The 12189-nt window shown below is 74.3% G+C and carries 8 protein-coding genes and 2 pseudogenes; 5 read left to right on the top strand and 5 right to left on the bottom strand.

The window, feature by feature from the left end:
- The 4 genes and pseudogenes from NOD94_RS37120 to NOD94_RS37105 all read right to left on the bottom strand — a co-directional run.
- Nucleotides 1-615, bottom strand: a pseudogene (locus NOD94_RS37120) (hypothetical protein); the annotation flags it as partial.
- Nucleotides 616-642: 27 nt separating this feature from the next.
- On the bottom strand, nt 643-2151 hold the full coding sequence (locus NOD94_RS37115; protein WP_281210641.1) for an FAD-binding oxidoreductase: 1509 nt from the start codon (nt 2149-2151) through the stop codon (nt 643-645).
- 75 nt (nt 2152-2226) lie between these two features.
- Complete coding sequence (locus NOD94_RS37110; protein ID WP_281210640.1) at nt 2227-2904, bottom strand: class I SAM-dependent methyltransferase; 678 nt, start codon at nt 2902-2904, stop codon at nt 2227-2229.
- A 31-nt stretch (nt 2905-2935) separates the two neighbouring features.
- Nucleotides 2936-4444 (bottom strand): IucA/IucC family siderophore biosynthesis protein, encoded by a 1509-nt coding sequence (locus NOD94_RS37105; RefSeq protein WP_281210643.1) that lies wholly within the window; start codon nt 4442-4444, stop codon nt 2936-2938.
- Between the two features lie 212 nt (nt 4445-4656).
- On the opposite strand from NOD94_RS37105, the gene NOD94_RS37100 reads away from it, so the two are divergent.
- Nucleotides 4657-6201 (top strand): IucA/IucC family protein, encoded by a 1545-nt coding sequence (locus NOD94_RS37100; RefSeq protein WP_281210639.1) that lies wholly within the window; start codon nt 4657-4659, stop codon nt 6199-6201.
- A gap of 135 nt (nt 6202-6336) precedes the next feature.
- Entirely contained in the window at nt 6337-7128 is a 792-nt protein-coding gene (locus NOD94_RS37095; protein WP_281210638.1) for a GntR family transcriptional regulator, read from the top strand.
- Nucleotides 7129-7351: 223 nt separating this feature from the next.
- Here the strand turns inward: NOD94_RS37095 and NOD94_RS37090 are convergent.
- A pseudogene (locus tag NOD94_RS37090) lies at nt 7352-7633 on the bottom strand (MarR family transcriptional regulator); the annotation flags it as partial.
- Between the two features lie 145 nt (nt 7634-7778).
- Between NOD94_RS37090 and NOD94_RS37085 the strand changes: the two are divergent.
- The 3 genes from NOD94_RS37085 (at nt 7779) to NOD94_RS37075 (ending at nt 12164) form a co-directional block, all read left to right on the top strand.
- Nucleotides 7779-8732 carry a SigB/SigF/SigG family RNA polymerase sigma factor gene (locus NOD94_RS37085; protein ID WP_281210637.1) on the top strand — a complete coding sequence of 318 codons (954 nt, stop codon included), beginning with the start codon at nt 7779-7781 and terminating at the stop codon, nt 8730-8732.
- 577 nt (nt 8733-9309) lie between these two features.
- A complete protein-coding gene (locus NOD94_RS37080) occupies nt 9310-10371 on the top strand; it encodes a betaine/proline/choline family ABC transporter ATP-binding protein (RefSeq protein WP_281210642.1) in 1062 nt (353 codons plus the stop codon).
- Nucleotides 10371-12164: an ABC transporter permease/substrate binding protein gene (locus NOD94_RS37075; RefSeq protein WP_281210636.1), complete on the top strand. Its 1794-nt coding sequence runs from the start codon at nt 10371-10373 to the stop codon at nt 12162-12164. Before NOD94_RS37080 ends, NOD94_RS37075 begins: the two co-directional genes overlap by 1 nt.
- Nucleotides 12165-12189: the final 25 nt, after the last annotated feature.

The raw sequence follows: 12189 nt of genomic DNA, 5'->3' as shown, positions 1-12189 counted from the left end.
GGCCGGGGCGGGCGGCGCGGCGGCCGCGTCAGCCGGGGGCTCCGCGACGGGAGCCGGTCCCGCCGGAGCGCCGGTCGCCGGGGCCACGTCCGTCCGTTCCGCCCCCGAACCCGCTTCGGGGGAGCCCGGATCGTTCGCGGAGTCCGCCCCGGGGCCGCGTCCCGTCGCGGCCTGCCCCGGCGGAGCCCCGACCGGCGCCCGGACGTCGGGACTCACGGAGCCGGGACTCACCGGGCCGGGACTCACCGGGCCGGGACTCACCGAGCCGGGACTCACGGAGCCGGGACTCACCGGGCCGGGACTCACGGAGCCCCGAACGTCGGTGCCCGGTCCGGCCGCGTCCGGGACCACGGAGCCCGGGCCGGCGAGGCCCGGCACCGCCCCGCTCGAACCCGTCGGGTCGGGTACGGGGAGACCGGACACCCGGGGGTCGGACGGCGGGTCGGGGACGGGGAGGGCGGAGGCCATCCGTTCCGGCGTCCAGAACGCGGCGGCCTCGCGCGCCGACCAGAGTCCGGCCGCCGCCTCCGCGCTCGCCGTCCCGGCGGCGGGCAGCGGCCCGCCGGGCAGCAGCAGTGCGGCCGTGGCCGCCACCACCGTCAAGGTACGTCGCATGCCTGCTCACTCCTGTTCGTGACGGGGTCAGACGGCCTGGGGGAATCGGAACAGCCGGCCGGGGTCGTAGGAGCGCCGAACCTCCTCCAACCGGGGGAGGTTCGGCCCGTAGTACGCCTCCCGCCAGCCCGTCAGTTTCGGGTCGGCGTAGTTCTGGTAGGCCCGGCCGCCCGCCCACGGACGCAGGTCCTGCCAGAGCCCGTCGAGCCAGGCCTGGTGCGCGGCCACCTCGGAGGCGGACGCGGACTCGGGCCACTGGACGAGGTACTGGGCGAGGAACGCGCTGTCGCGGTGGACGAACGCCGTCGCGTCGGCCCGCGTCCGGTTCACGGCGCCACCGCACACCCCGTCGAACTGGACCACTCCGCGCCCGCCGCGCGGCACGGCCCGTCCGTAGCGTCGGGCGGCGTCCAGCACGGCGGCCACCGCACCCCCGGGCAGCCCTGGCGCACGCCAGAAGTCGGAGCGGGCGGCGTAGGAGTCCCGGCCCAGGCGGCCCCCGGGGTCCCGGCCGGGCAGGGTCCCGGGGAGTCGGCACTGCGCGGCGGTCCGGTCCAGGCAGCCCGCCATCGCCCGCAGGGTGTCCCCGTGGCTCCGTACGACGATCCAGCTGTCCTGCGGGCCCCGGCCCACCAGGTCTGTGAGCCGGCTGAGGTGTCGCTCCAGCTCCGCGCGCCCGTCGAGGCACACGACGCGGACGGCCGGGGCGGGCACGGGACCGGCCTCCAGGGTGAACTCCACCTGGCTCCAGAACGGATCCGGGAGCGCGCCGAGCCAACGCTGCCACCCGTCGAGCACCGTCGTCGATCCGGCGGCGGGCCAGTGCAGTTCGGCGAAGGCGGCGTCGGCGACCGGATGGGTGCGGAACCGGAACTCGGTGACGACCCCGAAGTTCCCGCCGCCGCCCCCGCGCAGCGCCCAGTACAGCGACGGGTCGGACCCGGCGTCGGTCTCCCGCACGACGCCGTCGGGCGTCACCACCCGGGCGCCGAGGAGCCGGTCGGAGGTGGTGCCGTGGGCGCGGGAGGACAGTCCCAGGCCGCCGCCGAGGGTGAGCCCCGCGATCCCGACGGAGGGGCACAACCCGGCGGGGATGCCCAGGCCGCGCGCGGCGAGGGTCGCGTTCACCTCGGCGAGCCGGGCGCCCGCGCCGATCCGGACCTCGTCCCCAGCGACGGTGATCCGGGCCGAGGCCCCGACGTCGATCACCAGACCGCCGGCCACCGTCGACCACCCGGGGTAGCTGTGGCCGCCGCCGCGCGGCACCACCGGGACGGCGCGGCGGCGGGCGAAGTCCAGACAGACGGCCACGTCACCGTCGTGCGCCGGGTAGGCCACGGCCGCCGGTGCGACGGTGTCGTGGCGGGGCTGGAACAGCTGTCGCGCCTCGGCGTAGTCCCCGTCCCCCGGAAGGATCAGTCGGCCGTCCATCCCCCGTGCGAGAGCCCTGAAGTCGGGCCCCCGACCGGCGGCCCCGACGGTGGCCAGGACGGCGGCGGCAGCGCCCGCGAGGACCCGGCGGCGTGGGAGGCTCATCCCTCCTTCCTGTCATCGCCCGGCCGGTTCGCTCCGAAGGCGGGCCCGCGAAGCCCCTATTGTCGCCCGAACGGCTTATAGGACCAGGCCGCCCTCCGGGGCGGTCGTGGGTTTGCGGAACAGCAGGAAGGCCTGGGGCGCGTCCTCGTCGGCATCGGGTTCCCGCACGAGGCGGGCGACCTCCGTCAGTCCGGCCTCGGTCAACAGCGCGGCGATCAGGGCGGGCGGGGTGCGGTAGACGTCGAGGTCGACGGGCCGGCCGTAGGCGTGTTCCAGCCGGCGGCGTTCGTCACCGGCCTCGAAGGCGGTCAGCGCGTAGCCGCCCGGGGCCAGCACGCGCGTGAACTCCGCGAACGCGTCGGGTAGTTCCCCCGGCGGGGTGTGCACCGTCGCGTACCAGGCCAGCACCCCGCCCAGCACCCCGTCGGCGACGTCCAGCGCGGCCATCGGCCCCACCTCGAACCGCAGCCCCGGATAGCTGCGGCGGGCCACCGCCACCATCGCGGGCGACAGGTCCACTCCGAAGGCCCGCACGCCGAGCCCGTCCAGGTGGGCCGTCACCCGGCCCGGACCGCAGCCCAGGTCGGCGACCGCCCCGCCCCGGCCGTCACCGCGCACGCATTCGGCGAACGCGGCCAGCATGGCCCGGTCCAGCGGTTTGCCCGCGAGGGCCGGACCGAGCAGCCGGGCGTAGTCGACGGCGACGGCGTCGTAGGACGCCCGTACGGAATGGAGGTACGAGGTCTCTGTCATGCCCTGAACGTAGCCCGGCCGGCCCCGCGACTCACCCCCGATCGGACCCCGACCCGAGGCCGGTCGGCGGGTGCGGGAGCTCCGCCCACCGGTCGCCGGTCACGCCCGGGCTCAGCCGCATGAGGGTCAGCGCCTTCACCGGCAGCGGCCCGGCGCGCAGCGCCTCGGTGTCGGCGGTGGGCGCGGCCCCGTCGAGCGCGACGGCCAGGTCCTCGCCGAAGGCCGCCGCCGATCCCGCCGTCGAGGCGAGGGCCCCGGCGATCAGGGAGCCGAACAGCTTGCGCCGCAGCACGAGCTCGTCGTCCGTGACGAGCCGCCCCGACAAGGGGGGCACCGCCAGCCCGTGCCGGGCCAACCGCTCCGGGCTGATCCGGATGTCGGCGAGGTCCCGGTAGACGAGGCGAAGCGGTTCCCCGGTGGGGGAGAGGACCACGAGGAGGTTCTGGCCGTGCCCCTCCAGTGCCACCCCGAGCTCCAGGACCCGCAGGCACACCGAGAGCGCGAGTCGGGCGAACGCGGCCCGCCAGGACGGGGAGCGGGCCAATGCGGTGCCCGCCAGCGCCGCCACCGGAACCACCCGCTCACCGGGGCCCGCGTACGCCTCCGGGGGTTCGCGGAGCACCGCTGCCAGATCCGGGCTGTGCGCGGTGGCCGCGCCCAACGTGCGGGTGATGTGCAGCCGGCCGTCGAGACGCGCGGTGAGGTCGTGCGCGAAGGCGGACACCACGGCCGCCGTCTCGATGGAGTAGCCCGAGATGTCCCGCACGGAGGAGGTCAGACGGGTGCTCAGCGCCGTCTTCACGTGCGCGCCGCCGTCGGCCGGAGCGAGCGTGCGCAGCGCCATCAGCGGATGCGCCGCGATGCCGGCCCCGGCGCCGGTGCCCGCCGCGTCCGCTCGGCCCTCGCCCTTCAGCACGTGCCGCGCCTGCCACGGGTGCACCGGCACCAGGATCCGCCCGCCGTCCCGCAGTTCCCGCGGCCAGTCCCCGGTGACCAGGCACTCCTCCGCCCGTACGGGGACCAGCCCGAGCCCGACCAACGGCCGGTGCTCCGGGGCGTACGCCAGTTGCTCGGCCACCGAGAAGCCGGGCCTGGAACGGCAGTTGGGGTGGTACGGATGCCCGTCGACCACCCGCTGCTCCCACTCCCAGCCGGTCGCCGGTTCCTTCTGAGGCCCCGCGGGCTGCCCGGCCCGGGACAGCGCGAGGGAGGCCGTGCTGTCGTCGAGTTCGGCGGCGAAGGCGGCGCCGTGGGGCACGTCCAGCGCCGTGACCAGCCGTGCCGCCTGCCGGTGGACCCGGCCGTCCAGTCGCAGCTCGCTCACGTGGGCCGTGGTCGCGTACGGGTCGGCCGGTGGCCCCTCCAGCCGGCGGCCCCCCGTCAGACGCAGCGTCAGCGAGCCGTGGCCGTGCTCGCGTCCCACCACCCACGGCAACGGCTCGAAGGCCAGGGCCCGCCACAGCCGGGTGAGCACGGCCGCCCGCGCCCCGTCCAGCGCGGCCTCGTACGCGGTACCGAGACCGGGGCGCTCACCGGCCAGGGCGGCGGCGACGGCTTCCTCGGCGGGCGAGGCAGGGGTGCCCGACGGGGTGAACGAGCCCGAGGGGTCCGGTGAGCGGGGTGGGTCGGGGGTGTGCGTGCTGCGGTCCAGGGTCCCGTTCCTTTCGGATCGCTTTGCCCGATGATCATGTCATCATCGCCGATACTGAAGATCACGGCCGGTGGCCCCCGTGCGGGTCTCCGGCACACCGGATGGACCGAATGGAACCAGTGGACCTCAACGCCGCCGCCGACGCATACGCCGCCGCTCCGCTCCTGAACTGCCTGTTGCGGGAAGTGGCCGACGCGGAGGGCGGGGAGGTCCACCGGCTGCGCGGGAGCGGCCGGTCGCTGCGCGTGCGCGGCGGGCGTCGCCCCACCGAAGCGGAACTGGCCACCGAGAACGGCTGGCATCCGCTCACCCACACGGAACTGGTCAAGCTGACCTCCGACGAACTGTTCCGGTACACGGGCGTCCCCAACGACGAGCTCCCGGGCGAGATCACCGACAGCAGGGACGCCGTCGCCGCGATCCTGGCCGCGCGGGCCGACGCCGTCCCGCCCCGGGACCCGTACCTCCGTTCGGAGCAGGCCCTGGTGATGGGGCATCCGCACCACCCCGCGCCCAAGGCCCGCGGCGGGGCGCCCGCCGCGGGTTGGCTGCCGTACGCGCCCGAGGCCCACGCCCGCTTCCCGCTGGTGGTGCTGGGGCTCCGCGAGGACGAGGTCGTCGAGGAGGGCGGCGCGGCCGCGGCCGACGCGGTCGAGGCCCTCGTCGGGATCCTCGACGGCCCGCGCCCGCCCGCCGGCTACCGGGCGCTGCCCGCGCACCCCTGGCAACTCGGCCTGGTCGAGGGACGCCCGGCGGTGCGCGAGGCCTTCGCCGACGGCCGTCTGCTGCGGCTCGGCCCGACGAGGCTCCCGGTGTGGCCCACCGCTTCGATCCGGACCGTCCACGCCCCGGACCCGGCGGCGGACCTGTTCGCGAAGTTCAGCCTCGACGTGCGGATCACCAACGACGTGCGCCGGTTGTGGCGGCACGACCTGCTCGGGCTCCGGCGCGTCGACGCCGCCGTCGAGGCCGGTTTCGCCGAAACGCGCCTGCGCACGGGCTCGAACGCCGTCTGGCTCCGCGACCTGGGGTACCGCACCGCCGCCTTCGGCTTCGAGGAACTCGCCGTCCTGGTCCGCGACGGCTTGCGCGGGGCGGTGGTTCCGGGTGCGACGCCCCTGCTGTCCGCCGCGCTCGCCGAAGGCTTCCCCTGGGGCCCGCCGGTGGGCGCGGTCGAGCCGGACGCCTGGTGGCGGGCCTATCTGCGCCACGTGGTGCCTCCCGTGCTGGACCTGTTCGCCCGGCACGGGATCGTGCTGGAGGCCCACCTCCAGAACTGCCTCGTCGCCGTGGACGACCGGGGCATGCCGGTGCAGGCCCTCTTCCGCGACGCCGAGGGGGTGAAACTCCCCCAGGACATGCCGCGCGAGGCCGCCTGGCAGCGGCTGGTGTACTGCCTGGTCGTCAACCACCTGGCGGAGGTCGCGGGCGACCTGGCGGCACGTCATCCGCGGCTCGCCGGCGCGGTGTGGCCGGCGGTGCGCGAGGAGTTCCTGCGCTACGACGCCGCGTACGGGCTCCCCGAGATCGCCGGGCTGCTGACCGCCCCGGGGCTTCCGGCCAAGACGAACCTGCTCCTGAGGTGGACCCGGGCCGACGGCGCCGACGCGCGCTACCTGCCGCTGCCCAACCCCCTTCGCGGCTGAGGGGGACGGCCTCGCGGAGCGTGATTCGGCCAAGGTCCCGCCGGTCGGCGGCCCACCCGTACCGAAAGGTATAGACCAATGCTACGTTGGTCGGGCAGACCGCGAACTTCTTGACCACCCGTCAGAGGAGAAGCCATGCCCTCCCCCTCACGGGGCGGCGGCCCGGCCGCCACGCCCAAGTACCAGCGGATCGCCGCAGCGCTGCGCGACGAACTCGACCGCGCCGAACGGGACTCCGGCGGCGCCAGGCTGCCCTCCGAGCGCAGCCTGGCCGCCCGCTACGGGGTCAACCGGCAGACAGTCCGCGCCGCCCTCCAGGAGCTGCGCGCCGACGGGCTGATCGTGACAGGCCGCCGGGGAACCCGGGCGGCGGGCGCCGTACCGCCGGCCCGCCGACGGGAGCCCGCGGCTCCCGCGGTGCGATCGGCGCACGCCCCCGAGCGACAAGCCCTGCCGGTGGGCCCGCCCACCCGTACCCGGCTCACGCTGATCACCGTGCCGCCCTCGTTGGCCGCGCTGCTCGGCATGAGCGGCGGGCAGCGCACCTTGGTCCACCACCACCGCACGTACGGCCCCGCCGGGGAGACGCTCCAGCACGCCGTGACGTACCTCTGCCCGCGCACGGTGGCCCGCACCCCGGAGCTGGCCGGCTACCTCGACCGCGAGGGCGCGTCCCGGGACGAGGACCTGCGGCCGCTGCACCGCTGGCTGGAGCTGGCCGCGGCGCGCGGCCGCTCGGCGGAGACCATCACGATGACGCGGACGAACCCGCCGGCGGCGGCGGCCGGCTCCTGCGGGCTGTCCGTACGCCGGACCCTGCACGATCCCTCCGGCCGGCTGGTCGCCGTCACGGACCTGGCCTTCCCCACCTGGGACCGCCTCACCTTCCACCGCGACCCGGCCGCGATCGGCTTCCGCGTCACGTGACCCCGTCCCGGTGCGCGCGGGGAGGCCCGTTCGGGTGGGTGCGCGCGGACGGGTGCGCCTACTCGGCGGGGCGGTCCGGCGTGGTGACGTGGGGGAGGGGGGCGTCCCGCGGGGCGGCGTCGGGTTCCGCGTGGTCCAGGGCCAGGAAGTCCAGCGCCTCCGGCTCGGGCTCCGGCGAGTCCTCCAGGGGATCGGGGAGGCCCGGTGCGGAAGGGGCGCCGGTGAGCAGGGCGAGGAGGCCCGCCACCTGGACACCTGCCTCCGCGGGGTGCTTGAAGACGGCGCCGGGGGAGATCTCGTAGCGGTTGCGCCGACCGTCGCGCACGCGGCGCAGGTAGCCGTCCGTCTCCAGGTCGGCCACGATCGTCTGCACCGTGCGTTCCGTCAGTACGCACGTCACGGCGACATCCCTCAATCGAACGGCAGGGTCCCGGGCGATGGTCACCAGAACTCGGGCGTGATTCGTTAGGAATGTCCAGTTTTGTCGGCGCGTCATACTCCCCATGTGGTCATGATGCGCCATTTGATTCACGTGACGCAAGACGCGAAACGGTTTTCCGGCATTTCTTGACGTGCGAGCCGAAGAGGGCCAACATCTACCGCAGTCCAGGTCCCGCGCCGCAAGCCGACAAGCCCAAGGAGCGAACCCCATGCCGGTACCCGCCCCCACCCCCCTCACCGACGAAACCGACACCCGTGCCACCGCCGTGCCCGGCCCCCGCCGGAGCGCCGAGGCCGCCGCCCGCAGTGCGGGCCTGCCCCGGATCGACGAGCCGCGCGAAGTGGCCCCGTCGGACGCGAGGGAGCTGTCGAAGGCGTTCTTCAAGCGCCTCCGCGAGCTTTCCGAGGGCACGCCGGAGTACCAGTACGTCCGCAACACGCTCATCGAGATGAACGCCTCACTCGTCCAGTACGCCGTGCGCCGCTTCCGCGGCCGTGGCGACGGCGGTGACATCGAGGACATCGTCCAGGTCGGCACCATCGGACTCATCAAGGCCATCGACCGGTTCGACCCGACCCGCGAGAACGAGTTCTCCACCCTCGCCATGCCGTACATCACGGGCGAGATCAAGCGGCACTTCCGGGACACCAGCTGGGCCGTCCGCGTCCCGCGGCGGCTCCAGGAACTGCGCATAGACATCGCCAAGGCGAAGGAGGAGCTGACGGTCCGCCTCGACCGTTCGCCCACCGTCGCCGACCTCGCCGCCCACCTCGACCTCACGGACGAGGAGGTCGTCGAAGGACTGGTGGCGGCCAACGGCCACACCAGCGGCTCCCTCGACGCCCCGCACAGCGAGCACGGCGACGGGCCCACCGAGGGCCACACCCTCGCCGACGTCATGGGCGAGGAGGAGCCGGCGATGGAACTCGTCGAGGACATCCAGACCCTGGCCCCGCTGCTCGAACGGCTCACCGACCGCGAACGCCGGATGCTTCAGATGCGCTTCGGCGAGGAGCTCACGCAGGCCCAGATCGGCGCCGCCCTGGGCATCTCCCAGATGCAGGTCTCCCGGTTGCTGACCCGCCTCCTGGCCCACCTGCGGACGTCCATGCTGGAGGACCCCGACACGGCCGCCCACCCCGCCGTCGCCGGCCGGTCCTGATTCCGCACCACCGCATTCCGCACCACCGAGCCCCAACCGGGCGGGCGCGAGCCGGATCACCGGCCGCCCGCCCCGGCGGCACGTCCGGGACCGAACCGGACCCGACCGGGGCCGACCACCCCTGACCGGCCCCCTCCCTGTCCGCACCGGGGTTCGGGCGTGAGCCCTGTCACCCGCCGCCCGCCCCCGGCCGCCTGTCACCCACGTCCGCGCGCGAGCCCGTCACCGTCGTCCGCGTCCTCCGCGCGCGAGCCCGTCACCGGCCGGGCCGTCGCCGTGGCGTGAGCCGCTGTGGCGTGAGCCGCGTCACCCGCCCCCCGTCGCCGTGGCGTGAGTCGCGTCACCGGCCGGCCGTCGCCCCGTGGCGTGAGCCGGGTCACCCACCTGTCGCCCGTGGCGTGAGGTGGATCACCTTCCCGTTTGCCCGTAGTTCGCCGGGGCAAACGGGCGGCTGGAGCGGAACCATGCGCTCCGGCCGTTGGTCGGAGGCGTGGCGCACGCGGGCCGATCCCGCACCGCTCCCCGCACCGCCGGAGCCACCGGCGGCGGCGGATCCGGTACGACCCGCGAGGTGCATGTGTCCACGCTCCAGGCCGAACACGTCTACAAGGTGTTCGGAAGACACCCCGACGAGACCGCGGCAGCGGTCCGCGCTCTCGACCGCGGCGCCGACCGCGACGAGCTGCGCGCCGAAGGGACGACGGCAGCCGTGATCGACGCCACCTTCCGCGTCGAGCCCGGCCAGATCTTCGTCGTCATGGGCCTGTCGGGATCCGGCAAGTCCACGCTGCTGCGCATGCTCAACGGACTGCTGGAGCCGACCGCGGGCCGCATCCTCTTCGACGGGGAGGACCTCACCGCCCTCTCCCCGAGCGAGCTGCGCCACGTACGCTCCACCAAGATCAGCATGGTCTTCCAACACTTCGCCCTGTTCCCGCACCGCGACGTCCTCGCGAACGCGGCCTACGGACTGGAGGTCCAGGGCGTCCCCCGGGCCGAGCGCGAACGGCGCGCCGCCGAGGCGCTGGCGCTGTGCGGGCTCGGCGGCTGGGAGACGTCCTGGCCCGACGAGCTGTCCGGCGGCATGCAGCAGCGCGTGGGCCTGGCCCGCGCCCTGGCCACCGACGCCGACCTGCTCCTGATGGACGAGTCGTTCAGCGCCCTCGACCCGCTGATCCGCCGTGACATGCAGGACCAGCTCCTCGAACTCCAGCAGCGACTGAAGAAGACCATCGTCTTCATCACCCACGACCTGAACGAGGCCATGCGGCTCGGCGACGGCATCGCCGTCATGCGCGACGGCCGGATCGTCCAGCAGGGCACCGCCGAGGACATCCTCACCCGCCCGGCGGACGAGTACGTCGCCTCCTTCATCCAGGACGTCGACCGCTCCCGCGTCCTCACCGCCGACGCCGTCATGGACGAGGCCCCCGCGGGCGCGGACGCCTGCGACTGCCCCACCGTCACCGCCGGCACCCCGCTCGCCGACCTCTGCGCCGTGAGCGCCCGGGTCCCGCACCCGGTCGCCGTGACCGGCGCGGACGGCTCGGTCGTCGGCACCGTGGCCCAGGACCGCCTGATCGCCTTCATGGGCGACGAACAACGGCCCCCGCTGGCCTGCTCGGAGGTGGCCGCCTGATGCCCCGCCTGAACCTCGGTTCCTGGGTCGACAGCGGAGTCGACTGGCTGCAGAGCCACCTGTCCTGGCTGTTCGACGCGATCAGCTCGCTCGTCACCGGCCTCTACGACGGCATCGACGCCGTCCTGTCCGCACCGGCCCCGCTGCTCTTCGCGGGCATCCTCGCCGTCGCCGCATGGTGGCTGCGCGGTCTGCTGGCCGGACTGCTCGCCTTCGTCGGGTTCGCGCTCGTCGACTCGCTGGGCCTGTGGGACGACGCCATGTCCACGCTGTCCCTGGTCCTCGTCGCGACCCTGGTCACGCTGGCCTTCGCGGTGCCGCTCGGCATCTGGGCCTCCCGCTCCGACCGGGTCAGCGCCGTCCTGCGGCCGGTCCTGGACTTCATGCAGACCATGCCGGCGATGGTGTACCTGATCCCGGGCATCATCTTCTTCGGCGTCGGTGTGGTCCCCGGCATCATCGCGACGATCATCTTCTCGCTGCCGCCCGGCGTACGGATGACCGAGCTCGGCATCCGCCAGGTCGACGCGGAACTCGTCGAGGCGGCCGACGCCTTCGGCACCACCCCGCGCGACACCCTCGTACGGGTCCAGCTCCCGCTGGCCCTGCCCACGATCATGGCGGGCGTCAACCAGGTCATCATGCTCGGCCTGTCCATGGTCGTCATCGCCGGCATGGTCGGTGGCGGCGGCCTCGGCGGCGCCGTCTACCGCGCCATCGGCAACGTCGACATCGGACTCGGCTTCGAGGCCGGCCTCTCCATCGTCATCCTCGCCATGTACCTGGACCGGATGACCGGAGCGCTCGGCCGTCAGGTGTCCCCGCTCGGCCGCCGCGCCCTGGCCCGTGCCCGGGCCGCCGCGAGCGGCGCCTCGAAGCTGTGGAACCACCGCCCGCAGCCGGCCTACGCGGTCACCGCCGCCGTGGTCCTCGCCCTCGTCGCCGGCGGCCTGAGCACCTTCGGCGGCTCCACGGCCGAGGACGGACCCGAGGGCGCCGCCGACATCGGCAAGGGCCGCAAGGTCTCCCTCGGCTACATCCCCTGGGACGAGGGCATCGCCTCCACCTTCCTGTGGAAGGAACTGCTGGAGCAGCGCGGGTTCAAGGTCGACGCCCGCCAGCTGGAGGCCGGCGCGCTCTACACCGGCCTCGCCGGCGGCCAGATCGACTTCCAGACCGACTCCTGGCTGCCGGTCACGCACGCCTCGTACATGGAGAAGTACGGGAACAAGCTGGAGGACCTCGGCTCCTGGTACGGCCCCACCTCGCTGGAGCTGTCCGTGCCCTCGTACGTGAAGGACGTCCGCTCCCTCGCCGACCTCAAGGGCAAGTCCGACCGGTTCAAGGGCCGCATCATCGGCATCGAGCCGAGCGCCGGCGCCATGGGCATCCTCAAGGACAAGGTCCTGAAGGAGTACGGGCTGGAGGGCGAGTACCAGGTCGTCGACGGCTCCACCCCCGGCATGCTCGCCGAACTCAAGCGGGCCTACGACAAGAAGGAACCCGTCGTGGCCGTGCTCTGGTCCCCGCACTGGGCCTACTCCTCGTACGAGCTGACCAAGCTGGAGGACCCCAAGGGCGTCTGGGGCAAGGGCGACGGCATCCACACCCTCGCGCGCAAGGGCTTCGCCGCGGACGAGCCCGAGATCGCCGAGTGGCTGCGTTCCTTCAAGCTGACCGAGGAGCAGCTCACCGGCCTGGAGGCGAAGATCCAGGAGACCGGCAAGGGCAAGGAACAGCAGGCGGTCCGTGCCTGGCTGACGGACCACCCGGAGATCGCCGCGCTGAAGTGAGCGACCGGGGCGCCGGCCGCGCGGA

This window comes from Streptomyces sp. Isolate_45, from assembly GCF_024721315.2.
Lineage (GTDB): Bacteria > Actinomycetota > Actinomycetes > Streptomycetales > Streptomycetaceae > Streptomyces.
Note: the sequence above shows the minus strand (reverse complement) of the source record. Positions and strands in the feature narration are given on the sequence as shown.